We start from the raw sequence: 25,826 nt of genomic DNA, 5'->3' as shown, positions 1-25,826 counted from the left end.
AGCGCGGAACGCGCGTCTCGAAGGGTCGACGGCCACCGGCCGGCCCGTTCATCCTTCGAGACGCGCTACGCGCTCCTCAGGATGACGGAACGAAGAGTCTCCGCGCGGGCTAGCGCGACTTCCAGAAATCCACGACGCGCTGCGCGGTGGACGGCATCAGGCGGACGAAATTCACCCGCGCGCCCTCGATATCGGCCGGCGACGGCACGCGGTTCGGCCCGAGGCGCATCAGGATCAGGGCGCGCACGGTCGGCCATTCGAAACCGATCGTCTTGCTGGCGATCAGGATCGGATCGTAGCGATCGCCGGCGATCAGGCGATCGAGCGTGACGATCTTCACGCCGGTCATCGCCGCGAGCGCCGCCACGCATTCCTCGTATTTGAAGGCCTTTGCGAAGCCTGCCACCGCGGCCTCGTTCAATTCGCCGGCGCGGTGCAGCGCCAGGATCGTGCGCTGCGCGGCAGCGAAATCGCGGCCCTCGACCTGCGCGACGACGCCTTCGATCTCGTTCAGCGCCAGCTTGATCTCGGCCTGCCGTTCTGGCCTGGCGACGATCTGCAAGCGGCGGCGGATCACGTCGATCGAGCCGGCCAGCAGGCTCTTAAGATGCACGGGCGGAAGATCGTCACGGCGGCCGATCCGCAAGGTCAACACGCCATCCTGACCGGCGCGCCGCACCAGCGTCGTGAACGATGCGTCCGAGAACGCGGCGCCGGCATTGCCGGCCGCGCTTCGGATCACATCGCGATCGCCGCGACGGACGATGACGTCGGTCAGTGCGGTCGAGAGCCTGGATCGCTCAGTCATCGCCAGCAGATGGCCCTGGCCCTTGGCATTGGCGATCTCGACCAGCACCCGATCGTCGAGGACGGGCGAGCGGCGCAGCACCGGGCCAGCGATTGCGACCTCGTCCTCGCGGGCGAGCTGCCCGACCAGACGCCGCGGCGCGTTGGCGAGCGGCGCGAGCCGTTCGGCGAGATCGATGCGCGCCGCAAGCTCGGCATGCGGCACCAGACTGGTCAGCACCCCGTCGAACAGGTCGATGTGGTCGGGGCGAAAGCTCGCCGCACCCTGCAGGAACAGATCGCCGAGCCGCCGCGCGGCCTCGGCGCGGCGCCTGGGGTCGCCGCGGCGAACGATGTCGTCGAGTTCCGGGATCAGCGCGGGGGCTGTCGTCATGAGCCTTGTCCAACCGGCGACTTCTGCCGATTTTCGGCAATCTATGGCCCCGTTCGTAAACGGAGGGTTAGGTCAAACCTGCACCCTCCAGGCCGCAAAATCGCCCTCCGCCCGGCCCGGAGGCCTTGCCGGGCCCCGGCAAAAGGGCTATATCCACCGCAACTTATGGTATCTCATACGATCGCGTAGGAGAGTGGGCCCCCCGGGACCCGCTCTTTTTTATTACCTGACGGGACCGGCGAGGCCGGATCCGGCTTAGGTAGCGTTAGCGGCCCCTTAAGGCCACCTGAACAACACAACAGACCTCAGACAACCATAGACCTTAGACAGCCTTTGACACTGGATATGACCGATCCGACCGCCACGTCCGTGGACACCGAACTGCTCGCCGAGCCGCGGCTTGTCGTCGAGCCCGGGGTCGCGGCGCGCGTCGCCACGGTCGCGGTCCCGGTGCTGCAGGGCATGGGCTATCGCCTGGTGCGCATCAAGGTCTCGGGCGACTCCGGCTGCACCGTGCAGATCATGGCGGAGCGTCCCGACGGCTCGATGCAGCTGGAGGATTGCGAAGCGATCTCGCGCGCGCTGTCGCCGGTGCTCGATGTCGCCGACCCGATCGAGCGCGCCTACCGGCTGGAAATCTCCTCGCCCGGCATTGACCGGCCGCTGGTGCGCCGCTCCGACTTCGAGCGCTACACCGGGCATCTGGTGAAGATCGAAATGGCGGTGGCGCATCAGGGCCGCAAGCGGTTCCGCGGCCTGCTCGCCGGCGTCGAAGGCAATGCGGTGCGCATCAAGCGCGACGATTCACGTCCCACCGAGGACGCCGAAGTTCTCCTGGTGATGGAGGACATTTCGGACGCGCGGCTGGTGCTGACCGATGAGCTGATCGAGGAATCGATGCGCCGCGGCAAGGCCGCCGAGCGCGAGCTGCGCCGCGAGCTCGGCCTCGCGCCGCCGCAGCCGGCCCACGCCAAGAAGGGCGATCCTGCGAAGAGTCAGAAGCCGAAACCCAAGCCTGCTCAAAAGCCCGGCACCAAGCCGGCCCCGACCAACACCAAAAAGCACCGCCTGGCCGCCGAACGCGCGCGCCGTGGCGAGATCGATCCATTCGAAGGAGACTAAGCCATGGCAGTCAGCGCCAACAAACTCGAACTGCTGCAGATCGCAGACGCAGTTGCGCGCGAAAAGTCGATCGACCGCTCCATCGTGATCGCGGCCATGGAAGACGCCATCGCCAAGGCGGCGCGTGCCCGCTACGGCAGCGAGACCGACGTCCATGCCGAGATCGACGCCAAGAAGGGCGAGCTGCGGCTGACCCGCCACATGCTGGTGGTCGAAGTGGTCGAGAACTCGTCGAACCAGATTTCGCTGCACGATGCGCAGCGCGCCAATCCGGGCGCCCAGGTCGGCGACACCATCGCCGACACGCTGCCGCCGCTGGAATACGGCCGCATCGCCGCGCAGTCCGCCAAGCAGGTGATCGTGCAGAAGGTGCGCGAGGCCGAGCGCGACCGGCAGTACCAGGAATTCAAGGACCGCATCGGCGACATCGTCAACGGCATCGTCAAGCGCGTCGAATATGGCAGCGTGATCGTCGATCTCGGCCGTGGCGAAGCGATCGTGCGCCGCGACGAGATGCTGCCGCGCGAGGTGTTCCGCAACGGCGACCGCGTCCGCGCCTATATCTTCGACGTCCGCCGCGAGACCCGCGGTCCGCAGATCTTCCTGTCGCGCACCCATCCGCAGTTCATGGCGAAGCTGTTCGCGCAGGAAGTGCCCGAAATCTACGACGGCATCGTCGAGATCAAGGCGGTCGCCCGCGATCCGGGCTCGCGCGCCAAGATCGGCGTGATCTCGCGCGATTCCTCGGTCGACCCTGTCGGCGCCTGCGTCGGCATGCGCGGCTCGCGCGTGCAGGCCGTGGTGAACGAGCTGCAGGGCGAGAAGATCGACATCATTCCGTGGTCGCCCGACATCGCGACCTTCGTCGTCAACGCGCTGGCGCCGGCTGAAGTCGCCAAGGTCGTGATCGACGAAGACCGCGAGCGCATCGAGGTCGTGGTTCCCGACACCAACAACCAGCTCTCGCTGGCGATCGGCCGCCGCGGCCAGAACGTCCGCCTCGCCTCGCAGCTGACCGGCTGGGACATCGACATCCTGACCGAGCAGGAAGAGTCGGAGCGCCGCCAGGCCGACTTCGAGAACTCGACCCGCGTGTTCATGGAAGCGCTCAATGTCGACGAAGTGGTCGGCCAGCTGCTCGCCTCCGAAGGCTTCACCTCGGTCGAGGAACTCGCGCTGGTCGATGTCAAGGAACTCGCCGGTATCGAAGGTTTCGACGAGGAGACCGCCACCGAGCTGCAGACCCGCGCCCGCGAATATCTGGAGCAGCTCGAGGCTGAACTCGAGGCCAAGCGCAAGGAACTCGGCGTCGAGGACGCCATGAAGGACGTGCCCGGCGTCACCGGCAAGATGCTGGTGAAGCTCGGCGAGAACGACGTGAAGACCGTCGAGGATCTGGCCGGCTGCGCCACCGACGATCTGGTCGGCTGGACCGAGCGCAAGGAAGGCGGCGAGCCGACCAAGCATGCCGGGTTCCTCGATGGCATCGAGGTCTCGCGCGACGAGGCCGAGGCCATGATCATGCAGGCCCGTGTGAAGGCCGGCTGGATCACCGAGGCCGACCTTGCCAAGCCTGCTGAGGAGGCCGAGGCCGCCGAAGCAGAAGCGGCGTCGTAAGGAGATGCCCCACGGATGCTTTCTCAGGCTGACCCCGATCTCGACGATGGGCCGCGGACGCAGAAGTCCGCGACCACGCGGATGTGCGCGGTCAGCCGCGAGGTGCGTCCGATCGACGAACTGATCCGGTTCGTCATTGCGCCCACGGGCGAGGTGATCCCGGATCTCAAGCGCAAGCTGCCGGGCCGCGGAATGTGGGTTTCCGCATCGCGGCGCAGCGTTGCGGAAGCGGTCCGTCGTCACCAATTTAGCAAGGGATTCAAGCGCGATGTCCGCGTCGCGCCGACCCTTCCCGCCGACACCGACGCCCTCCTGGTCCGCAGCGTCACCGAGGCCCTGGCGATGGCCGCCAAGGCCGGTCAGGTCGTCGCGGGCTTCGGCAAGGTCGAGGACGCACTCAACCGGAACGAAACTGCAGCCCTGATCCACGCTTCGGACGGCGCAGCGGACGGAATCCGCAAATTGGACGCGATCGTCAGGCAAAGGGGCGAAAAACGTGGTGAATCGCCGGTAATCGCCGTCGTCAATGTTTTGACGTCGGAAGAATTGGATTTGGCACTTGGGCGGTCAAATGTGATACATGCTGCGCTGCTCGCGGGCCCGGCGAGCAAGACGTTCCTGTCGCGCTGCCAGATGCTGGTCCGATACCGGATGGCCGACGACGACAAGACCGCCGAAGCGGCCAGAAATTCCAGAGCCTGATCCAGGAGGGCGGATGCCGTCTTTCCGACCGGATCATGCTCAGCAAACGACGACAGTTGAAGGATTTGTGCGGCATACGCACAGCGAAACGAGATTAGGACTGCTGAATGGTTGATACCAAGACCCCTGGCGACAAGACTCTGAGTGTCCCGAGCAAGACGTTGTCGCTGAAGCCGCGCGTCGAGACGGGCACCGTGCGCCAGAGCTTCAGCCACGGCCGGACCAAGCAGGTCGTGGTCGAGAAACGCGGCAAGCGTCGCGTCGGTGGCGATGGCCCCGGCGAGGCGCATGCGCCGGAACCCGTGGTTGCAAAGCCGGTGGCGCCCGCCCCGAGGCCGCCGCAGGGCCGCCCCTCGGGCCCGCCTCCCGGCCAGCAACAGCGCAACACCCGCTCCGGCGTGGTGCTGCCGACCTTGACTGAAGACGAGCGTTCCGCGCGCGCCAGCGCGCTTGCCGACGCCCGTCAGCGCGACATCGAGGAGCGTCGTCAGGCCGAAGAGGAAGCCAAGCGCCGCGCCGTCCGCGAGGCTGCCGAGAAGGTCGAGCGCGAGGCCGCCGAGGCCCGCCGCAAGGCGGAAGAGGAACGCCACCGTCACGAGGAAGAGGCCAAGCGCAAGGCCGAAGTCGAGGCCAAGCGCCGCTTCGGCGAGGGCGAAGCCAAGCCCGGCGCAGCGCCTGCCGCTGCACCGGCCAGGCCTGCCACAGCCGCACCCGCATCTGCTCCGGCAGCCCGGGCGCCGGCAGCCCGCACCACGACCACGACGCCTGCGCGCACGCCGGTCGTCGCGCCGAGGCCCCCGGGGGTTGCCGCAGAGGCGGCGGACGAAGACGAAGGTCCGCGCCTGGTGCGCCGTCCCGGCGGCGCCGTGCGTCCCGTTGCGGCCCCGAAGACCACCCAGAAGCCCGGCCCGCAGAAGCAGCGCGGACGCCTCACCGTCGTCACGGCGCTCAACGCCGACGACGTGCGCGAGCGCTCGATCGCCTCGTTCCGCCGCCGTACCCAGCGCCTGAAGGGTCACGCCGCGAACGAGCAGAAGGAAAAGCTGATCCGCGAAGTCGTCATTCCGGAAGCGATCACGATCCAGGAACTCGCGAACCGCATGTCGGAGCGCGCGGTCGACGTCATCCGCATGCTGATGAAGCAGGGCGCGATGCACAAGATCACCGACGTGATCGATGCCGACACCGCGCAACTGATCGCCGAAGAACTCGGCCATAGCGTCAAGCGCGTCGCCGCGTCCGACGTTGAGGAAGGCCTGTTCGACGTCGTCGACAATTCCACCGACACCGAGCCGCGTTCGCCCGTGGTCACCGTCATGGGTCACGTCGACCACGGCAAGACCTCGCTGCTCGATGCGCTGCGCCACGCCAACGTGGTGTCGGGCGAAGCCGGCGGTATCACCCAGCACATCGGTGCCTATCAGGTGACTTCGCCGGAAAGCGGCAAGAAGATCACCTTCATCGATACGCCCGGCCACGCCGCGTTCACCGCGATGCGCGCCCGCGGCGCCAAGGTCACCGACATCGTCGTGCTGGTGGTCGCGGCCGATGACGGCGTGATGCCGCAGACGATCGAGGCGATCAACCACGCCAAGGCGGCCAAGGTGCCGATGATCGTGGCGATCAACAAGATCGACAAGCCCGATGCGCGGCCGGAGCGCGTGCGCACCGAATTGCTGCAGTACGAGGTGCAGGTCGAATCGCTCGGCGGCGACGTCGTCGACGTCGAGGTCTCGGCCAAGAACAAGACCAATCTCGACCGACTGCTCGAGATGATCGCGCTGCAGGCCGAAATCCTCGACCTGAAGACCAATTCGCAGCGTCCGGCGGAAGGCACCGTGATCGAAGCCAAGCTCGATCGTGGCCGCGGTCCGGTCGCGACCGTGCTGGTGCAGCGCGGCACGCTGCGGATCGGCGACATCATCGTGGCCGGCGCCGAGATGGGCCGCGTCCGCGCCCTGATCTCCGACCAGGGCGAGAATCTCGACGAAGCCGGCCCGTCCGTGCCGGTCGAGGTGCTCGGCTTCAACGGTCCGCCGGAAGCCGGCGACCGTCTCGCCGTCGTCGAGAACGAAGCCCGCGCCCGCCAGGTCACGAGCTACCGCGCGCACCAGAAGCGCGAGAACGCGGCTGCCTCGATCTCCGGCATGCGCGGCTCGCTCGAGCAGATGATGTCGCAGCTCAAGACCGCGGGCCGCAAGGAGTTCCCGCTGATCGTCAAGGCCGACGTGCAGGGCTCGCTGGAAGCGATCCTGGGCTCGCTCGAGAAGCTCGGCACCGACGAAGTCGCCGCCCGCATCCTGCATGCCGGCGTCGGCGGCATCTCGGAGTCCGACGTCACGCTGGCCGAAGGCTTCAACGCCGCGATCATCGGCTTCTCGGTCCGCGCCAACAAGGAAGCCGCGGCCGCAGCCAAGCGCAACGGCATCGAGATCCGCTACTACAACATCATCTACGACCTCGTGGATGACATCAAAAAGGCGATGTCCGGCCTGCTCGCGCCCACGCTGCGCGAAACCATGCTGGGCAACGCGCAGATCCTGGAAGTGTTCAACATTTCCAAGGTCGGCAAGGTCGCGGGTTGCCGCGTCACCGACGGCACCGTGGAACGCGGCGCCAATGTTCGCCTGATCCGCGACAACGTCGTGGTGCACGAAGGCAAGCTGTCGACGCTGAAGCGCTTCAAGGATGAAGTGAAGGAAGTGGTCGCCGGCCAGGAGTGTGGCATGGCATTCGAGAACTACGGCGACATGCGTGTCGGCGACGTGATCGAATGTTACCGCATCGAGACGATCCAGCGCTCTCTGTAAGTCCAAATCTTACGAAGCGGTCTGGGTCATTTAACTGAAAATGCGACGACGTGGCCGGACTTTTAGTCCGGCCACCGGCGCATCGTCCGATTGAAAGCAAAGCTAGACATTGATGCCCGCGGCCAAGGCCGGCGGGCGCGACGGTTTTGGAAGAAGGTCATGCCCCGTCAAAAGAAGAGTTCCAGCCCCGGCGGATCGCAACGTCAGCTGCGCGTCGGTGAAACGGTTCGCCATGCGGTTGCCGAGATTCTGTCGCAGGGTGAGGTCCACGATCCCGATCTGGAAGGCCACATCATCACCGTTCCCGAGGTGCGCATGTCGCCGGACCTGAAGCTCGCCACGGTCTACGTGATGCCGCTCGGCGGACGCGACACCGACGCGGTGATCTCAGCGCTCGAGCGCAACAAGAAGTTCCTTCGCGGCGAGATCGCGCATCGCGTCAACCTGAAATTTGCACCCGACATTCGCTTCCGCGTCGATGAGCGGTTCGACGAGGCGGAGCGCATCGAGAAACTACTGCGGACACCTGCGGTGCAGCGAGACCTTGCACCCGATTCGGACGACGAGTGATGACTGTGATGACGACCAACAGCGTGATCGACGCGAAGGATGCCGACGCGCGCGACGCTGAGCGGGATGCTTTTGCCGGGCCGCGCACCGACGATGCGCGCCGCACCAACAACGACCCGCGCCAGAAGCACGGCAGGCAGAACCAGCAGCCGCGCCGCGACAAGCGCGACGTCCATGGCTGGGTGGTGCTCGACAAGCCGATCGGGATGACCTCGACGCAGGCCGTCGCCGTGCTCAAGCGCCTGTTCCAGGCCAAGCGCGCCGGCCATGCCGGCACGCTCGATCCGCTCGCCTCCGGCGGCCTGCCGATCGCCCTCGGCGAAGCCACCAAGACGGTGCCGTTCGTGATGGACGGCCGCAAGCGCTACCGCTTCACGGTCAGCTGGGGCGAGGAGCGCGACACCGACGACACCGAGGGACGGCCGGTCAAAACCAGCGAGAGCCGGCCGACCGCCGATTCGATCCGCCAATTGCTGCCGCGCTTCACCGGGGTGATCGAGCAGATCCCGCCGCAATATTCGGCCATCAAGGTGCAGGGTGAGCGGGCCTATGATCTGGCACGCGACGGTGAGACCGTGGAACTGAAGCCCCGCCCGGTCGAGATTCACGAATTAACCCTTGTGGAACATGGAAATAACGGACAATCCGTGTTCGAAGCCGAGTGCGGCAAGGGAACCTATGTCCGGGCCCTGGCCCGCGATATGGGCCGGATTCTGGGCTGTTTCGGCCATATCTGCGCCCTGCGGCGGACCCTGGTCGGTCCGTTTACCGAGCGGGACATGATTCCGCTGGAACAGTTGGAGGCTTTATGCAATAGAGCCGCGTCTGGCGAGGGCAGCCTCGCCGACGCGCTTTTGCCCGTTGAGACCGCGCTGGACGACATCCCGGCACTGGCCGTCACACGGGCTGATGCGGCAAGGCTCCACAGGGGCCAGGCCGTTTTGTTGCGCGGACGGGATGCGCCCAATACCAGCGGCACAGTCTATGTCACGGTGGCAGGCCGGCTTCTCGCGCTTGCCGAGATTGGCAATGGCGAACTCATCCCCAAGCGCGTGTTCAACCTGAACGGACTGACTGCCAGTCCGGCTCGCAACAACGAAAGTAACTGACGATGTCGATTACCGCCGAACGCAAAGCGGAAGTCATCAAGACGAATGCCAACAAAGCCGGCGACACCGGCTCGCCCGAGGTTCAGGTCGCGATCCTGTCGGAACGCATCAATAACCTCACCGAGCACTTCAAGAGCCATGTGAAGGACAACCATTCACGCCGCGGCCTCCTGAAGCTGGTGTCGACGCGTCGCTCCCTGCTTGACTACATCAAGCGCAAGGACGAGGCGCGCTACAAGGCGCTGCTCGAGAAGCACAACATCCGTCGTTGATTTGAGAAGCACGCGCGCGAGGTTCGCGCGCGTTTTCGTATGGTCGTCCGTGAAATCGGGCTTTCGAATTGTCGAAAGATGATCATGCGCAACAGCATGGCCATCGCGCCATGCACTAGCGTCCAGCAGCAATCCGGCCGCTGGACCGGGCAAGATGCCCAGATGACCGAAAGGATGGACGCCATCCGAAATCCAGGGACCATGGCAGGATCGCCGGATGCTGACCGCAGCAGCGCATCAGTGTCTCGCCGTCTTGGCATGGTCTTTGTGTTTCAGGGCGCCGTGCTTTCGTGAAACCATGAAAGAAAACCGAAATGTTCAATTCGCATTCCGTCGAGATCGACTGGGGTGGACGTCCCCTCAAACTTGAAACCGGCAAGATCGCCCGCCAAGCCGACGGCGCCGTGATGGCCACCTACGGCGAGACCGTGGTGCTCGCCACCGTCGTCGCCGCGAAGTCGCCGCGCGAAGGCGTCGACTTCCTGCCGCTCACCGTCGACTACCAGGAGAAGACCTACGCCGCGGGCCGCATTCCCGGCGGCTATTTCAAGCGCGAAGGCCGTCCGACCGAGAAGGAGACGCTGGTCTCCCGTCTGATCGACCGCCCGATCCGTCCGCTGTTCGTCGACGGCTGGCGCAACGAGACCCAGGTGATCGTCACCGTCCTGTCGCACGACATGGAGAACGATCCGGACATCGTGTCGCTGGTCGCCGCCTCCGCCGCCCTGACGCTGTCGGGCGCGCCGTTCAAGGGCCCGATCGGCGCCGCGCGCGTCGGCTTCGCCAATGACGAATACGTGCTCAACCCGACGCTCGACGAGATGACCGAGACCCAGCTCGACCTGGTCGTCGCCGGCACCGCCGACGCCGTGCTGATGGTCGAATCGGAAGCCAAGGAGCTCAACGAAGACGTGATGCTCGGCGCGGTCATGTTCGGCCACCGCCACTTCCAGCCGGTCATCAACGCGATTATCGAGCTCGCCGAGAAGGCCGCCAAGGAGCCGCGCGAAGTCACCACGATCGACAATTCGGAGATCGAGAAGGAGATGCTCGGCATCGCCGAGCAGGATCTCCGCAAGGCCTACGCGATCCCGGTCAAGCAGGAACGCTATGCCGCGGTCGGCGCCGTCAAGGAAAAGGTGCTGGCGCACTTCTTCCCGGAAGGCCAGGAGCCGAAATACGACAAGCTCCGCGTCGCCGGCGTGTTCAAGGAACTGGAAGCCAAGATCGTTCGCTGGAACATCCTCGACACCGGCAAGCGCATCGACGGCCGTGACGCCAAGACCGTGCGCAACATCGTCGCCGAAGCCGGCGTGCTGCCGCGCGCCCACGGCTCGGCGCTGTTCACCCGCGGCGAGACCCAGGCGGTGGTGGTGACCACGCTCGGCACCGGCGAGGACGAGCAGTACATCGACGCGCTGTCGGGGACGTACAAGGAAACGTTCCTGCTGCACTACAACTTCCCGCCCTACTCGGTCGGTGAGACCGGCCGCCTCGGCGGCACCAAGCGCCGCGAGATCGGCCACGGCAAGCTCGCCTGGCGCGCGATCCACCCGGTGCTGCCGCCGCACCACGAGTTCCCGTACACGATCCGCGTGGTCTCCGAGATCACCGAGTCGAACGGCTCGTCCTCGATGGCCTCGGTCTGCGGCGCCTCGCTGTCGCTGATGGATGCCGGCGTGCCGCTGAAGCGGCCGACCGCCGGTATCGCCATGGGCCTGATCCTCGAAGGTCAGCGCTTTGCGGTGCTGTCGGACATCCTCGGCGACGAGGATCATCTCGGCGACATGGACTTCAAGGTCGCCGGCACCGACCAGGGCATCACCTCGCTCCAGATGGACATCAAGATCGAGGGCATCACCGAGGAGATCATGAAGGTGGCGCTCGGCCAGGCCAAGGAAGGACGCATCCACATCCTGGGTGAGATGTCCAAGGCCCTGACCGCGGCGCGCGCCGAGCTCGGCGAATACGCACCGCGCATCGAGACCTTCAAGATCGCCACCGACAAGATCCGCGAAGTGATCGGCACCGGCGGCAAGGTGATCCGCGAGATCGTCGAGAAGACCGGCGCCAAGGTCAACATCGAGGACGACGGCACCGTGAAGGTCGCCTCCAACGATGGCGAGGCGATGAAGGCTGCGATCAAGTGGATCAAGTCGATCGCCTCCGATCCGGAGATCGGCCAGATCTACGAGGGCACCGTCGTCAAGGTGATGGAGTTCGGCGCGTTCGTGAACTTCTTCGGCGCCAAGGACGGCCTCGTCCACATCAGCCAGCTCGCGGCCAGCCGCGTGCAGAAGACCTCCGACGTCGTCAAGGAAGGCGACAAGGTCAAGGTCAAGCTGCTCGGCTTCGACGATCGCGGCAAGACCCGCCTGTCGATGAAGGCGGTCGATCAGGAGACCGGCGAGGACCTCGAGGCCAAGCAGAAGACCGACGCACCGGCCCCGCGCGAAGCGGCCGGCGAGTAAGCCTGTTTGGAATGAAACAACGAAGGGCGGCCGAAAGGCCGCCCTTTTTGTTTGGTCAGATGCCTGAGCGCGCGAGGCGCCCTGCCGCGGCAATGCGGGATTGCGACGCAGCGTCACAATGACCGTCTTCGAAACGGCATAGGGTGGCTTGCGCGTATCTCGCTATGCTCCGTCGACGGCGACACTTGAGCTACAGGTCAGGAGGAATCGATGTCACTTATATCCCGCCGCCATTTCGTGCTTGCGGCAACCACGGGTGCCGCGGTTGCAGCAGCGCCACGCCTCGTGCTCGGCCAGGCCGCGGCGCAGGCCCCAACCGGACCATTCAAGATCGATCCGCTGACCTATCCCACCAATGCGCTGGAGCCGCATATCGACGCCAAGACGATGGAGATCCATCACGACCGGCATCACCAGGCCTATGTCACCAACCTCAACAATTTCGCCAAGGACAATCCGCAGATCGCGGAGAAGCCGGTCACCGAGGTGCTCGCCAATCTCGGCAACGTGCCGGAAGCGATCCGCACCGGTGTGCGCAACAACATGGGCGGCCACGCCAACCACACGATGTTCTGGCAGATCATGGGACCGAACGGCGGCAAGCCCGACGGCGACGTGCTCGCCGCGATCGACCGCGACCTCGGCGGCCTGGAGAAATTCCAGACCGACTTCAACGCTGCCGGCGGACGCGTATTCGGCTCCGGCTGGGTGTTCGTCACCGTGAGCAGGGACGGCAAGCTCGCGATCGAGACGCGACCGAACCAGGACAATCCGATCATGGACGGCAAGCGCGCGCTGCTCGGCAACGACGTCTGGGAGCACGCCTATTACCTGACCTATCAGAACCGACGGCCCGATTATCTCAAGGCGTGGTGGAATACGGTGAACTGGAAGGCCGTGGCCGAGCGTTATGCCGCCGCCAAGGCCGGCACGCTCGGCGTGTGAGCCGGCGGAGGGCTCGCTCGTTACGAACGGCTGCGCTAGAGTTGAAGGCCCCGCGAACCCATCGCGGGGCTTTCTGCTTTGTACGCCCGGGGCCTCGCCCTCCCGGTGACGAGCGCCAAGGAAACAGTGATGACACAGCCGATCATCCGCCCTGCCCGTCCCGACGAACTTGACGCGATCGCGCGCGCCTGGATGGACAGCTGGGTTTCGACCGGGCTCTCGCAGGCGAGCGAAAGCCTGTTGAACGATCTGCGCGCCCGTCTGCCGCGCGAGATCGCCGGCGGCTGGAGCCTGTTCGTCGCCGACGATCGCGGCGTTATCGCTGCCATGCTGGCGCTGCATCTGCCGACCTCGCTGCTCGACCAGCTGATGGTCGCACCAAGCCATCAGGGCCAGAGCCTCGGACGCGAGTTGCTCGCCTTCACGCGCCGGCAAATGCCCGACGAGATCTGGCTGAAATGCGTCCGCGAGAACGAGAAAGCCTGGCGCTGGTACGAGCGCGAGGGATTTGTGTTCGAGAAGGAAGCGATCAATCCCGTCACCGGCTTCATGATGAAGTACTACCGGTGGAAGAAGCGATAGAAATCCGTCGTTCGCTTGCGGGCAACGGCCGCACGCTCTAGTTTGCCCTGATACTCCTATCAACTTCCGCTTACCGAGCCATGTACCGCAGCTTCGCCGTCGCTCTCCTCGTGTCATGCTTTGCCGCGACGGGATGGGCTCAGTCTCCCTCAACTTCGGCATCGCCCGCAGCTCCGCAGGCCGCCAAATCCGCCGCCAAGAAGCCGACGCCCAAGGCCGCCGCATCGAAGGCAAAATCGGACGGCAGAGCCGCGCCGGCGGCGTCCGGACCTTGCAGCCTGGGCGTGATCTCGGCGATCGGAGATCGCTTCGCGGTCCACAAATTCGGCGTCACGGTGTTCGAAACCGAGGACAACGAGGTGCCGATCGACAATTGGGGCCTCGATGACGTCGTTCTGGCGCGCGTGCGCGAGCTGACAGGTACCGATCCCTCGATCCGCAAGATCAGTTATCCGAGGGGCGCATTCGAGCCGTACTACAATCCGAAATCACGACTCCTGCGCGATCCAGGTGAAGACTTGCCGGCGATCGTACGAGGCATCACGGCCAATGCCAATTGCGCGCGCTACTTGGTCGTCACCCGCTTCAAGGCCCAGCTGCCCGGCACCAGTCTGACTGTAAACGGCATCGGCGCCTATAACAGAGGTCTCGGGAGCCTCGTGAGGCATTCGCACCTGTTCGCGAACATTTCCATCAGTCTGCTGGACGGCAGGACGTACGAAAGGATCGACCGTCGAATGGCGCTCCTCAAAGCCACGTTCGCCGACGGAATGAGGCTCATGGAAGACCCGATGACCCAGCTCGACAACTCGCTGTTTCCCGATCCTCCAGCCACGGCATCAGGCAGCGCGGCGCTTCGCGAGAAAACGCGCGCGCTCGTCGCGGCAAAGCTGGATCTGTCGCTCCCCGCCGTTCTCAGGGATGAATAGACAAGGCTTGCCGGTCTGGCGCGGCTGGCGGCGTTGACCGACATGCCGACGTGAACTCGCATGCCCTGTCCTATGCTGATCCGTTGCCAATCTGGGCCAGTCGCGCGATGAATGGCCGCCGCTCATCCGCCCCGAAGAAAGGGACCGCACCATGATCAAGCTGTACTGGTCGCCGCGCTCGCGCTCGTTCTCCGCGATCTGGCTGCTGGAAGAATCCGGCCTGGCTTACGAACGGGTGCTGACCGATATCAGCACCGGCGCACAGAAGTCGCCGGACTTCCTCAAGATCAACCCGATGGGCAAGGTGCCGGCGTTGACCGACGGCGATGCCAAGCTCGCCGAGGCTGCCGCGATCTGCGCCTATATCGCCGACCGCTATCCGGAGACCAAGCTCGCGCCGGCCACGAACGATCCGAAGCGCGGGCGCTATCTGCAGTGGCTGTTCTTCTCGCCGAGCTGCATCGAGCCCGCGCTGATCCAGCTCTTCACCAAGCTCGAGGTGCCGACCAGCACCGCGGCATGGGGCAGCGCGGCACAGGTGTTCGATGTGCTCGACGCCGAATTGCAGAAGGGGCCGTGGATCCTCGGCGATCAGTTCTCCGCCGCCGACATCGCGATCGGCGCGGGACTGAACTTTGCAGTGCGCGTGTTCAAGATGGTGTCGCCGCGGCCGTCATTCGAGGCCTATATCGATCGCTGCGTGGCGCGGCCCGCGTTCCAGCGCGCAGAGAAGATCGCGGCGGGGTAGCGCAGCGATGTAGCCCGGATGGAGCGAAGCGCAATCCGGGAAAGTCCCTCCGCGGAGGAAGGCCCCGGATTTCGCTTCGCTTCATCCGGGCTACGAAGAAGTGAATTTCCGAACGGACTTAGCCCGGGACGACGCGCGGATCGACGTCCTGCGCGTAGTCGACGCCGTCGATGCCGAAGCCGAACAGGCGGAGGAACTGGCTCTTGTATTCGCCGAGGTCCGCCAATTCGCCGAGCGTCTCGGTGGTGAGCAGCGGCCAGCGCCGCGACACTTCCGTTTGCACGTCGGGCGAAAGCTCCCAGTCGTCGACCCGAATGCGTTGCGTATCGTCGAGCGCGACGCCCTTGCCGAGCTTCGTCCGGAACAGGCGGTCGATCTGCTCGATGCAGCCTTCATGGAGCCCGAGCTGCTTCATCACCTTGAACAGCACCGTGCCATAGAGCGGCACCACCGGAATGGCCGAGCTCGCCTGGGTGACCACGGCCTTCAGCGCGACGACGCGGGCGGCGTCCGCACCAAGCCGGCCCCGGATCGCTTCCGCCTTGCCGTCGAGATCGACCTTGGCGCGGCCGAGCGTGCCGTTCCAGTAGATCGGCCAGGTCAGCTCGCTGCCGATATAGGTGTAGTTGAGCGTCCGGAAGCCCGGCGCCAGCACGCCGGCATCGGCGAGCTGGTCGATCCAGCGCTTCCAGTCATCGCCCCCCATCACCGCGACCGTGGCCGCGGTTTGCTCCTCGTTCGCAGGCTCAAGGGTGGTCTGGAACACCTCGCCGGTCTCGGTGTCGAGCGTCTTGATCTCGACCGGGGCGCCGAGCGGCTTGATGACCGAGCGATAGGTCTTGCCGGTGTCCGGATCGGTGCGGACCGGCGCCGCCATGCTGTAGACCAGCAAATCGAGCTGTCCGAACTTTTCGCGCACACGCTCGATGAAGTCTTTCTTCATCTCGTCGGAGAAGGCATCGCCCTCCAGCGTGAGCGGCGAGCGTCCGATCTTCTCCGCCTCGATCTCGAAGGCGCGGTTGTTGTACCAGCCGGCGCTGGCGCTTCTCTTTTCCGACGGCTCGCGCTCCAGCGACACGCCGATCGTGTCGGCGCCGCCGGCGAAGGTCGCCACGATGCGGCTCGCGAGGCCGTAGCCTGTCGAGCAGCCGAGCACGGCAACGCGTTTCGGACAGTCCGCGACCGGGCCCTGCTTGAGAACGTAGGCGATCTGTTCGCGGACATTCGTGGCGCAGCCGACGGGATGCGCCGTCGTGCAGATGAAGCCTCGCACGCGCGGTTCAATAATCATTCCCACCCCATTCCGGATCGTTGCAATATCCCCATTCGCTGCCTGCGGACCGCCCTCAGCAAGCGAGGAGAGGCGAAATCAGGCATCAAGCCGCCTGAATACCAGCGTCGCATTGGTCCCGCCGAAGCCGAACGAGTTCGACAGCACGGTCGTGAGCTTGGCGTTGTCGATGCGCTTGCGCACGATCGGCATGTCGGCGAATACCGGATCGAGTTCGGTGATATGCGCGCTTTCGCAAATGAAGCCGTTGTTCAGCATCAGCAGCGAGTAGATCGCCTCCTGCACGCCGGTGGCGCCGAGCGAGTGGCCGGTCAGCGCCTTGGTCGCCGAGATCGGCGGGCACTTGTCGCCGGTGCCGAACACCTTGCGGATCGCCTCGATCTCCGGCGGATCGCCGGCCGGCGTCGAGGTGGCATGCGGATTGATATAGTCGACCGGCGTATCCACCGTCGACATCGCCATGCGCATGCAGCGCTCGGCGCCCTCGCCCGACGGCGCCACCATGTCGTATCCGTCCGAGGTCGCGCCGTAGCCGACGACCTCACCGTAGATCCGCGCGCCGCGCGCCTTGGCGTGCTCGAGCTCTTCGAGCACCACGACACCTGCGCCACCGGCGATCACGAAACCGTCGCGGCTGATGTCGTAGGGACGCGAGGCGGTCGCCGGCGTGTCGTTGTACTTCGACGACATGGCGCCCATGGCGTCGAACAGCACCGACAGCGTCCAGTCGAGTTCCTCGCAGCCGCCGGCGAAGATGATGTCCTGCTTGCCGATCTGGATCGTCTCGTAGGCATTGCCGATGCAATGGTTCGACGTCGCGCAAGCCGAAGAGATCGAGTAGTTCACGCCCTTGATCTTGAACCAGGTCGCGAGCGTTGCCGACGCGGTCGAGGACATTCCCTTCGGCACAGCGAACGGACCAACGCGTTTCGGGCCCTTGGCGCGCGCGATGTCGGCGGCCTCCACCAGCGTGCGCGTCGACGGTCCGCCGGATCCCATGATGATGCCGGTGCGGATGTTGGAGACCTCGTTCTCCTCGAGGCCGGAGTCGCGGATCGCCTGCTCCATGGCAACGTGATTCCACGCAGCACCTTCGGCGAGGAACCGCATCGCGCGGCGATCGATCACCTCGGCGGGATTGAGTGTCGGCGCACCGTGCACCTGCGAACGGAAGCCGAGTTCGGCAGCCTTCTCCGCACGCGAAATGCCCGACTTTGCCTCGTAGAGGCTCGCAAGCACTTCCTGGGTGTTGTTACCGATGGACGAGACAATCCCCATCCCCGTGATGACAACCCGCCTCATGTTCGCCTCGCCCTGCCTTTATGTTGCCGCATGATGATCCTGCTCAAGATGGCGCCGTGCCCTGCTTGAACAATCCGACCTTCAAGTCCTTGGCGCGATAAATAATCTCGTCGTCCATGGAAAGCCACCCGTCGGCAATTCCAAGCACGAGCTTTGACCGCATCACACGCTTGATATCGATGTTGTACACAACCTTGCGCGCGTGCGGCAGCACCTGTCCGGAGAACTTCAGCTCGCCGAGGCCGAGCGCGCGGCCGCGACCTTCGCCACCACTCCAGCCAAGGTAAAAGCCGACCATTTGCCACATGGCATCGAGGCCGAGGCAGCCCGGCATCACCGGATCGTTCTTGAAATGGCAGCCGAAGAACCAGAGATCCGGCTTCACGTCGAGCTCGGCGCGCACCAGCCCCTTGCCGTACTCGCCGCCGGTTTGCGAGATCTCACTGATGCGATCGAACATCAGCATCGGTGGCAGCGGCAACTGGGCGTTGCCGGGACCGAACAGCTCGCCCCGTCCGCAAGCCAGCAAATCCTCGTATTCGTAACCGCCGCGCCGATCCAGCATCCTCTTTACACCTCTGATGTCCCGATGAAGCGCTTTGCTTGGTCGGACCTTAATCTACCCACGGGAACCGGAATATCCCGTCCCGCACCTTGGCGCTACCTGGGTACGCTACCGGCCTGTTATCTCTGCCGAAAGCGCATATGTGGTCCGCGCGCTCTCTAACATAGGGCCAACTGGGCGGCAAAGCGGCATTCCGATGATAAATTGCCGTTTCTCCTTAGGTTTCTACCGCAGCTTGGATTCGTTCTAGTTGCGAAAAACTTGCATCTGATGGGCATCCTTTTTATATTTATGAGGAATATTGCCTGAGTTGGGTGCATAGAGTGGATATGAACGACGAAGTACCGGCTGTGAATGATGATGCCGTGCACCCGGCTGCCCGGGGCGCTGGGCACCACCCTGCGCTGACCGGTTGTCCGTGGCATGACGTCAACGAGATGCTGCAGTCTGCCGGCCTCCGGCCGACCCGTCAGCGCATGGCGCTGGGTTGGCTGCTGTTCGGCAAGGGTGCCCGCCACCTGACCGCTGAAATGCTGTACGAGGAAGCCACGCTGGCCAAGGTTCCGGTGTCGCTGGCGACCGTCTACAACACGCTCAACCAGCTGACCGATGCCGGCCTGTTGCGCCAGGTCAGCGTCGACGGCACCAAGACCTATTTCGACACCAACGTGTCGACGCATCACCACTTCTATCTCGAGCACAATCACGAGCTGGTCGACATTCCCGACCCGAACCTCGTGCTGTCGAAGATGCCCAACGTGCCTGATGGCTACGAGATTTCCCGTGTCGACATGGTCGTGCGGCTGCGCAAGAAGCGCTGATCCGGCCTCGGCGTCGATTTGAGTTGTGATGGCCGGGCTCGTCCCGGCCATTATCGTTTTTACAGACGCGGTCATTCCGGGATAGTGCGCTAGCACCAGACCGCAGGTGCGCAATTGCGCACCGGGGAATCTCGAGATTCCGGGTTCGATGCTGCGCATCGCCCCGGAATGACGCTGCGCGTCAGTCCACCTTCTCGTCGGCGTAGACGCCCCACAGGCGTTGCTGCTCGATCCAGCCGTCGAACCCGTTGCCGGTGACCCGGCACCAGTTATTGGCGCATTTCTTGACCTGCGCGACGACTCCGGCCTGCAGGCGGGCCGCGATGGCGCTGGTGGCATCAGGACGATCGTACAGCGAGGCCAGATCGTCCTTGTTCTTCATCGTGACGACCGCGGTGCGGCGGCCGGACAGCAGGGAGTGATAGACCCAGCCTTCGGCGCCCTCGGAATCGCGCACCCGGCGCCAGTTCTCGAATTCGGCGGTGATTTCGACCGGCAGCCCCGACCGCGTATAGACCCAGGCGACGTCATTGTCCTTGGTCGGACCGGCCCGGACGTTCACATGATCGGATTTCAGGCTGACATAGCGCGGAATCGGCAGGCCGCTGGTGGTGGGGCTCAAATCCTTGGCGGAATGTCCGGGCAAGACCGACGCGCTCAGCATGCTCCCGACCAGAGCCACCAATGAACCGAAACGCCAGACCATCAACTCGTCTCCTGCCGAGATGCCCAACCCGCATTCGGCGAGCTGCAACCCAAACCCAACTTCAAACCCGTGCCCGAAGGCCCCTGCGCGTCCCTGCCCGCATCGATCCGAGGGGTTCTTGTCTTGGCCCGGCCTTCTGCTAGAGAGGACGGAACGCCTGAGAGCCAGAACACCCGAATCTCCCCTGACCAAAGCCGGGGCAAATATCGGGGAACCCTAGGAAACGCGAAGGAAACGCCGGGACAGCGCGGCTATCAGCAGTGTCGAACAACCGGGTTAATGAGGCCTCAACGGCTCGGTTTTTGACGGGCCGCGCGCCTCATGAAAGCAGGACATGTCGGTGAAGAAAAAGCCTCTCGTCGTCGTCACCCGCAAGCTGCCGGACTCGATCGAGACCCGGATGCGCGAGCTGTTCGATGCCAGACTGAATCTCGACGACACGCCGATGACGCCGGAACAGATCGCCGAGGCGGCGAGGACCGCCGACGTGCTGGTGCCGACCGTGACCGACTTGGTCCGCGAGGACGTGATCAATCAGCCCGACTGCAAGCTGAAGATGATCGCCAATTTCGGCAATGGCGTCGACAATATCGACGTCACCGCCGCGCATGCTCGCGGCATCACGGTGACCAACACCCCGAAGGTGCTGACCGAGGACACCGCCGACATGACCATGGCGCTGATCCTTGCCGTGCCGCGGCGCCTGATCGAGGGCGCCTCGATCCTGACCGAAGGCAAACAGCACTGGGCGGGCTGGTCGCCGACCTGGATGCTGGGCCATCGCATCGGTGGCAAGAGGCTCGGCATCGTCGGGATGGGCCGAATCGGCCAGGCCGTGGCGCGCCGTGCCCGCGCCTTCGGCCTACAGATCCACTATCACAACCGCCGCCCAGTGGCGCCCATGATCGCCGAAGAGCTCGGGGCGACCTATTGGGAAAGCCTCGACCAGATGCTGGCGCGGATGGACATCATCTCGGTGAACTGCCCGCACACGCCGGCGACCTATCATCTGCTCTCGGCGCGGCGGCTCAAGCTGATCCGCAAAGAGGCCTATGTCGTCAACACCGCGCGCGGCGAGGTGATCGACGAGGACACGCTGATCAAGCTGATCGAAGCCGGCGATATCGGCGGCGCAGCCCTCGACGTCTATGAGCACGAGCCCGCGGTGAACCCGAAGCTGGTGCGGCTCGCCCGGGCCGGCAAGGTGACGCTGCTGCCGCATATGGGCTCGGCCACCATCGAAGGCCGCGTCGAAATGGGCGAGAAGGTGATCATCAACATCCGAACCTTCCTCGACGCCCACAAGCCGCCGGATCGCGTGCTGCCGAGCATGTTGTAGAATCTCCGTAGCCCGGATGGAACGCTGCGAAATCCGGGACAGCATCGCCGCGTCAAGACCGCCCCGGATTACGCTTCGCTTCATCCGGGCTACGACACCGCCAAAATATCGAAAACAACCCCATGCAAAGTAGCCGGTGCCGCCGACGGCGCATGCTGCAATCACGCATTCGGTGTCGTCCCTGCGAACGCAGGGACCCATAACCACCGAAGTTAATGGTCAGACTGAGCTGGAGCTCCAGCTTTCGTAATTGTGAGAGCGGTGGTTATGCGTCCCGGCTCAAGGCCGGGACGACGATGTGGGTCTAGCTCGACTTCGTCTTCCGCCGCGCCTGCTTGCGCCAGTCGGCGACGAACGACACGAACGCGGCGAGCGCCGGCGGCGGCTGGCGGCGGCTCGGGTAGTACAAGAACGGCCCGTCAAACGGCGGACACCAGTCGTCGAGCACGCTGACCAGCGCGCCGGACTTCACGCCATAACGCACATAACCCTCGAACGTCGCCCAGTAGCCGACACCGTCATGGACCGCGCGCAGCGCGAGGCCGAGATAGGTCGCGATCAGCCTGGCCGGCGGCGAAACCTTCACGACGCGACCGTTCTTCTCGAACTCCCAATCGAAGATCGCACCGCTGCCGAAGCGGGTGCGGATGCAGGCGTGCTTCAGCAGGTCCTTCGGATGCATCGGCCGGCCGTGCCTTGCGACATGATCGCTCGACGCCACCACCGCGTAGCGCTGTTGCGCGCCGAGCGGGACCGCCACCATGTCCTGCGCCAGATGCTCGCCGTAGCGCACGCCGGCGTCGAAGCCTTGCGCGACGATGTCCACGAACGCACTTTCGGCGACGATATCGAGATCTACTTTCGGATATTTCGCGAGGAACGGCGCGACCATCGGCGCCAGCACCAGATCGACCGCGGGTGGCGGCGCGTTGATGCGAAGCCGCCCCGACGGCTCGGCGCGCAGGCCGCGCACCTCGGTGATCGCGTCGGCGACGTTGACCATTGCCGGTGCGACGCGGGCGAGCAGCAGCTCGCCGGCTTCGGTCAGCGCGACGCTGCGGGTGGTGCGGTTCATCAGGCGGACGCCGAGCCGCTCCTCCATGTCGCGCAGCCGCTGGCTGAGGCTCGAAACCGAGACGCGGCTCTCCAGTGCGGCACGCCGGAAGTTGCGCGTGCGCGCCACCGCCACGAAGGCATCGAGGTCGCGAAGGTCGAAATCCAGCATTGTTCGATATAGTGAACAACCCATTCGGGATTGTCCAGCTTATCCCAAAAGCCCGATCGGCCCATATCAGCCGCGTCATTTGGCGACGGATCATCCGCCGCAATGTTTTGGGAACACCACCATGGACACACGCAAACTCGGTTCCACCGGCCCGACGGTTTCGCTGATCGGCCTCGGCTGCATGGGCATGTCCGACTTTTACGGTCCCACCGACCGCAGCGAGAGCATCGCCACCATCCATGCCGCGCTCGACGCGGGCATCACGCTACTCGACACCGGCGACTTCTACGGCATGGGCCACAATGAGATGCTGATCGGCGAGGCCTTGAAGAGCCGCAGCCGCGACAATCTCGTGATCAGCGTCAAGTTCGGCGCGCTGCGCGATCGCAACTACAGCTTCCTCGGCTATGACTGCCGGCCCAATGCCGTGAAGAACTTCGTCGCCTATTCGCTGCAGCGGCTCGGCGTCGATCACATCGACATCTATCGCCCGGCGCGGCTCGATCCCAATGTGCCGATCGAGGATACGGTCGGCGCGATGGCCGACATGATCAAGGCCGGCTGGATCAGGCATATCGGCCTGTCGGAGGTCGGCTCCGACACCATCCGCCGCGCCCACAAGGTGCATCCGATCGCCGATCTGCAGATCGAATATTCGCTCATCTCGCGCGGCATCGAGACCGACATCCTGAAGACCTGCCGCGAGCTCGGCATCGGTATCACTGCCTATGGCGTGCTGGCACGCGGGCTGATCAGCGGACACTGGTCGAAGAACCAGGCCGGCGAAAAAGATTTCCGCCTGATGAGCCCGCGCTTTCAGGCCGGCAACATCGACACCAACCTCGCGCTCGCCGATCGGCTGCGCAGCATCGCCGCCGAGATCGGTGCCTCCCCGGCGCAGGTCGCGATTGCCTGGGTCGCGGCGCAAGGCAAGGACATCGTGCCGCTGGTCGGCGCGCGGCGGCGCGAGCGGCTGGCCGAGGCACTCGGTGCGCTCGATGTAAAATTGACCGCGGCGCATCTCGCCGCACTCGCCGAAGCATTTCCGCCCGGCGCAGCCGCCGGCGGACGCTATCCGGAGGAGCACCTCCGGCACATGGACAGCGAGAAGCCCGCGACCGCGTCCTAAAGCGCGATGAGATTGGGTTGAATCGTCATCGCGCTTTAGCTTGTTGTTTGAGCATGATCTTTTCGGAAAACCGCTTCGCACTTTTTCCGGATCATGCTGTAACGAACTACCGATGCCCGCTCAGATCGGTGATCCCTGGCGCATCACCATTGAGCGGGTTCTGCGGATCGCGCGCGTAGCGCAGGGTTTCGAACCGCATCGCGCGCGCATCCACCATCAACAGACGGCCGACCAGGCCCTCGCCGAAGCCGACGATCTCGCGGATCGCCTCCAGCGCCATCATCGACCCCATGAGGCCGGCGAGCGCGCCCATCACGCCGGCCTCGGCGCAGGCCGGCACCGTGCCCGGCGGCGGCGCTTCCGGGAACAGGCAGCGATAGGTCGGGTTGAACACGCCGTCCGCATTCTTCTCATGCGCGCGGATCGTGGTCAGCGAACCGTCGAACTGGCCTAGCGCCGCGGTGATCAGCGGCCGTTTCGCGAGGAAGCAGGCATCGGCGACGAGGTATCGGGTTTCGAAATTATCGGAGCCGTCGAGCACGAGATCGTAATTGCCGATCAGCGCCATCGCATTGTCGGCGGTGAGCCGCATCGGATGCGCCTCGAACGTCACATGCGGATTGAGCGCATGGATCTGCGCCGCCGCGCTGTCGACCTTGCGCTTGCCGATGTCGGACGTCGTATGGATGATCTGGCGCTGCAGATTGGAGAGCGAGACGATATCGTCGTCGATCACGCCGAGCCGGCCGACGCCGGCGGCGGCCAGATACATCAGCACCGGTGCGCCGAGACCGCCGGCGCCGATCACCAGCACCGACGCCTTTTTCAGCGCATTCTGACCGGGGCCGCCCACCTCGCGCAGCACGATGTGGCGGGCATAGCGTTCGAGTTCGTCGGCACTCAGCATCTTGATGTCCTGCGCGCTGTTCCCTGAACCGGAGCGCGGTTGTTGCCGACCAAGCAGATGTGCTTAATTGCGTGGACGTCAATGGTTTCAGTCATTTCCCCGGATTTGTCATGAGATTAGTGCTTTCGGCAACATTGATGGTCGCGGCCGTGATGGTCGCAGGCATGGGCGCCGCAAACGCCCAGTTGACGCCGCCGACGACGGCCGGGGCCAAACCGAAGACGGTGACGACGGTGCCGGTCCGCCCCGCGCTGCAGAAGCCGGAAGATACCGCCAATGCGATGGCGCAGGCCGAGCGGCTGGCGCTGCAATCCGACCTCGCCTGGGTCGGCGAATATAACGGCGCGATCACAGGCGATGTCAGCGAGCGCATGGTCAATGCGATCAAGGAATTCCAGAAGAACCGCGGCGGCAAGCCGACCGGCGTGCTGAATCCGCAGGAGCGCGGCGTGCTCGCCGACACTGCGCGGCGGAAGCAGGAGAGCGTCGGCTGGAGGGTCGTCACCGAGCCTGCCACCGGGGCGCGGCTCGGCATTCCCACCAAGCTGGTGCCGCAACTGACCAGCGATGCGTCCGGCGCCAAATGGACCTCACCGACCGGCACCGTCCAGGTGCAGCTCGCCCGGCGCAAGGAAGCGAGCCCGACCACCGCGAAGCTTGCCGAGCAGGAAAAGAAGGAGCCGGCCGGCCGCACCATCGACTACACCGTGGTGAAGCCGGATTTCTTCGTGCTGTCGGGCATGCAGGGGCTGAAGAAATTCTATCTGCGCGGCACCTTAAGGGGTGACGAGGTCCGCATCCTCACCATTCTCTATGACCAGGCGATGCAGACCACCGTCGAGCCGGTGGTGATCGCGATGTCGAGCGCCTTCAACGCATTTCCATCCGGCGTGCAGGCCGGCCCGCCGCCGCGCAAGACCGTCGAATATGCCACCGGCGTCGTGGTCAGCGACGATGGCGCTGTCATCACCGATCGCATCGCGACCGACGACTGTATCGCGCTGACGATCCCGGGCTACGGCAATGCCGATCGGGTCGCCGCGGACAAGGAGCACGATCTCGCATTGCTGCGGATCTATGGCGCGCCCGGGCTGAAGCCGCTCAACGTCGCAGGCCAGGCGACGCAGACCGCGCTCGAGATCACCGGCATCGCCGATCCGCAGAGCCAGGGCGGCGGCGCGGCCGCGAGCAGCGTCAAGGCCTCGGTGGCGCAACTCGGCGGCGGCGACCAGGCGCTGTCACCGCCGCCTGCGATCGGGTTCTCCGGCGCGGCAGCGCTCGACGCCGGCGGCAAATTTGCCGGCATCGCGGTGCTGAAGCCTGTGATCGTTGCCGGGCCCGCAAACGCGGCACCGCCGGCACAGGCCGCGCTGGTGCCGGCCGACACGGTGCGGAGCTTCCTGAAGGCGCACGGCGTCAACGCGTCAGGCGAATCGGCCGACGCCAAGGCCGCCGTGGTCCGCGTGATCTGCGTCAGGAAGTAG

Annotated in this window: 23 protein-coding genes; 16 read left to right on the top strand and 7 right to left on the bottom strand. The window is 65.0% G+C overall.

The window, feature by feature from the left end; translation table 11 throughout:
• Positions 1-109: 109 nt before the first annotated feature.
• Positions 110-1,180, bottom strand: a complete 1,071-nt coding sequence (locus tag ACOIX3_RS00865; protein ID WP_420967968.1) for a DUF2336 domain-containing protein — start codon at positions 1,178-1,180, stop codon at positions 110-112.
• Between the two features lie 345 nt (positions 1,181-1,525).
• On the opposite strand from ACOIX3_RS00865, the gene rimP reads away from it, so the two are divergent.
• The 12 genes from rimP to ACOIX3_RS00805 all read left to right on the top strand — a co-directional run bounded on the left by rimP (position 1,526) and on the right by ACOIX3_RS00805 (position 15,057).
• Positions 1,526-2,302 (top strand): ribosome maturation factor RimP, encoded by a 777-nt coding sequence (rimP, locus tag ACOIX3_RS00860; RefSeq protein WP_420967967.1) that lies wholly within the window; start codon positions 1,526-1,528, stop codon positions 2,300-2,302.
• Positions 2,303-2,305: 3 nt separating this feature from the next.
• Positions 2,306-3,919: a transcription termination factor NusA gene (nusA, locus tag ACOIX3_RS00855; protein ID WP_375777726.1), complete on the top strand. Its 1,614-nt coding sequence runs from the start codon at positions 2,306-2,308 to the stop codon at positions 3,917-3,919.
• Positions 3,920-3,934: 15 nt separating this feature from the next.
• Positions 3,935-4,621, top strand: a complete 687-nt coding sequence (locus ACOIX3_RS00850) for an RNA-binding protein (protein ID WP_420967966.1) — start codon at positions 3,935-3,937, stop codon at positions 4,619-4,621.
• Positions 4,622-4,728: 107 nt separating this feature from the next.
• Entirely contained in the window at positions 4,729-7,431 is a 2,703-nt protein-coding gene (infB, locus tag ACOIX3_RS00845; RefSeq protein ID WP_420967965.1) for a translation initiation factor IF-2, read from the top strand.
• Positions 7,432-7,590: 159 nt separating this feature from the next.
• A complete protein-coding gene (gene rbfA / locus ACOIX3_RS00840; RefSeq protein WP_342725348.1) occupies positions 7,591-8,001 on the top strand; it encodes a 30S ribosome-binding factor RbfA in 411 nt (136 codons plus the stop codon).
• Positions 8,001-9,110, top strand: coding sequence for a tRNA pseudouridine(55) synthase TruB (gene truB / locus ACOIX3_RS00835; RefSeq protein WP_420967964.1), 1,110 nt, complete (start codon positions 8,001-8,003; stop codon positions 9,108-9,110). The genes rbfA and truB overlap by 1 nt, the downstream gene beginning before the upstream one ends.
• Before the next feature lie 2 nt (positions 9,111-9,112).
• Positions 9,113-9,382, top strand: coding sequence for a 30S ribosomal protein S15 (rpsO, locus tag ACOIX3_RS00830; protein ID WP_016844725.1), 270 nt, complete (start codon positions 9,113-9,115; stop codon positions 9,380-9,382).
• A 314-nt stretch (positions 9,383-9,696) separates the two neighbouring features.
• Complete coding sequence (gene pnp, locus ACOIX3_RS00825) at positions 9,697-11,853, top strand: polyribonucleotide nucleotidyltransferase (protein ID WP_420967963.1); 2,157 nt, start codon at positions 9,697-9,699, stop codon at positions 11,851-11,853.
• 210 nt (positions 11,854-12,063) lie between these two features.
• A complete protein-coding gene (locus ACOIX3_RS00820; RefSeq protein ID WP_420967962.1) occupies positions 12,064-12,798 on the top strand; it encodes a superoxide dismutase in 735 nt (244 codons plus the stop codon).
• Between the two features lie 129 nt (positions 12,799-12,927).
• On the top strand, positions 12,928-13,380 hold the full coding sequence (locus tag ACOIX3_RS00815) for a GNAT family N-acetyltransferase (protein ID WP_420967961.1): 453 nt from the start codon (positions 12,928-12,930) through the stop codon (positions 13,378-13,380).
• 284 nt (positions 13,381-13,664) lie between these two features.
• A complete protein-coding gene (locus ACOIX3_RS00810; RefSeq protein WP_420967960.1) occupies positions 13,665-14,309 on the top strand; it encodes a hypothetical protein in 645 nt (214 codons plus the stop codon).
• 151 nt (positions 14,310-14,460) lie between these two features.
• Positions 14,461-15,057, top strand: a complete 597-nt coding sequence (locus tag ACOIX3_RS00805) for a glutathione S-transferase family protein (RefSeq protein ID WP_420967959.1) — start codon at positions 14,461-14,463, stop codon at positions 15,055-15,057.
• Between the two features lie 118 nt (positions 15,058-15,175).
• Here the strand turns inward: ACOIX3_RS00805 and fabV are convergent, their stop codons facing one another.
• The 3 genes from fabV to fabA form a co-directional block, all read right to left on the bottom strand.
• On the bottom strand, positions 15,176-16,348 hold the full coding sequence (gene fabV, locus ACOIX3_RS00800) for an enoyl-ACP reductase FabV (protein ID WP_420967958.1): 1,173 nt from the start codon (positions 16,346-16,348) through the stop codon (positions 15,176-15,178).
• A 78-nt stretch (positions 16,349-16,426) separates the two neighbouring features.
• The gene (gene fabB, locus ACOIX3_RS00795; RefSeq protein WP_092120717.1) at positions 16,427-17,650 is read right to left on the bottom strand and encodes a beta-ketoacyl-ACP synthase I; all 1,224 of its coding nucleotides are present in this window, start codon (positions 17,648-17,650) and stop codon (positions 16,427-16,429) included.
• 43 nt (positions 17,651-17,693) lie between these two features.
• Positions 17,694-18,215: a 3-hydroxyacyl-[acyl-carrier-protein] dehydratase FabA gene (gene fabA, locus ACOIX3_RS00790; protein ID WP_420967957.1), complete on the bottom strand. Its 522-nt coding sequence runs from the start codon at positions 18,213-18,215 to the stop codon at positions 17,694-17,696.
• 329 nt (positions 18,216-18,544) lie between these two features.
• Here fabA and irrA point away from each other — a divergent pair, with 329 nt between their 5' ends.
• A complete protein-coding gene (gene irrA / locus ACOIX3_RS00785) occupies positions 18,545-19,036 on the top strand; it encodes an iron response transcriptional regulator IrrA (protein WP_163156898.1) in 492 nt (163 codons plus the stop codon).
• A 181-nt stretch (positions 19,037-19,217) separates the two neighbouring features.
• On the opposite strand, the gene ACOIX3_RS00780 is transcribed toward irrA, so the two are convergent.
• Positions 19,218-19,742, bottom strand: a complete 525-nt coding sequence (locus ACOIX3_RS00780) for an SH3 domain-containing protein (protein ID WP_420971944.1) — start codon at positions 19,740-19,742, stop codon at positions 19,218-19,220.
• Positions 19,743-20,076: 334 nt separating this feature from the next.
• Between ACOIX3_RS00780 and ACOIX3_RS00775 the strand changes: the two genes are divergently transcribed.
• Positions 20,077-21,081 (top strand): 2-hydroxyacid dehydrogenase, encoded by a 1,005-nt coding sequence (locus ACOIX3_RS00775; protein ID WP_420967955.1) that lies wholly within the window; start codon positions 20,077-20,079, stop codon positions 21,079-21,081.
• Positions 21,082-21,385: 304 nt separating this feature from the next.
• Here the strand turns inward: ACOIX3_RS00775 and ACOIX3_RS00770 are convergent, their stop codons facing one another.
• Positions 21,386-22,306, bottom strand: coding sequence for a LysR family transcriptional regulator (locus ACOIX3_RS00770; protein ID WP_420971943.1), 921 nt, complete (start codon positions 22,304-22,306; stop codon positions 21,386-21,388).
• A gap of 121 nt (positions 22,307-22,427) precedes the next feature.
• Between ACOIX3_RS00770 and ACOIX3_RS00765 the strand changes: the two genes are divergently transcribed.
• Positions 22,428-23,435, top strand: coding sequence for an aldo/keto reductase (locus tag ACOIX3_RS00765; protein ID WP_420967954.1), 1,008 nt, complete (start codon positions 22,428-22,430; stop codon positions 23,433-23,435).
• A 106-nt stretch (positions 23,436-23,541) separates the two neighbouring features.
• Here ACOIX3_RS00765 and ACOIX3_RS00760 read toward each other — a convergent pair whose 3' ends face one another.
• A complete protein-coding gene (locus ACOIX3_RS00760; protein WP_420967953.1) occupies positions 23,542-24,342 on the bottom strand; it encodes a HesA/MoeB/ThiF family protein in 801 nt (266 codons plus the stop codon).
• A 110-nt stretch (positions 24,343-24,452) separates the two neighbouring features.
• Between ACOIX3_RS00760 and ACOIX3_RS00755 the strand changes: the two genes are divergently transcribed.
• Positions 24,453-25,826 (top strand): serine protease, encoded by a 1,374-nt coding sequence (locus ACOIX3_RS00755; protein WP_420967952.1) that lies wholly within the window; start codon positions 24,453-24,455, stop codon positions 25,824-25,826.

The sequence above is a fragment of the Bradyrhizobium sp. B120 genome (genome assembly GCF_049075665.1).
Taxonomy (GTDB): Bacteria; Pseudomonadota; Alphaproteobacteria; order Rhizobiales; family Xanthobacteraceae; genus Bradyrhizobium.
This window is presented reverse-complemented; position numbering and strand designations above follow the sequence as displayed.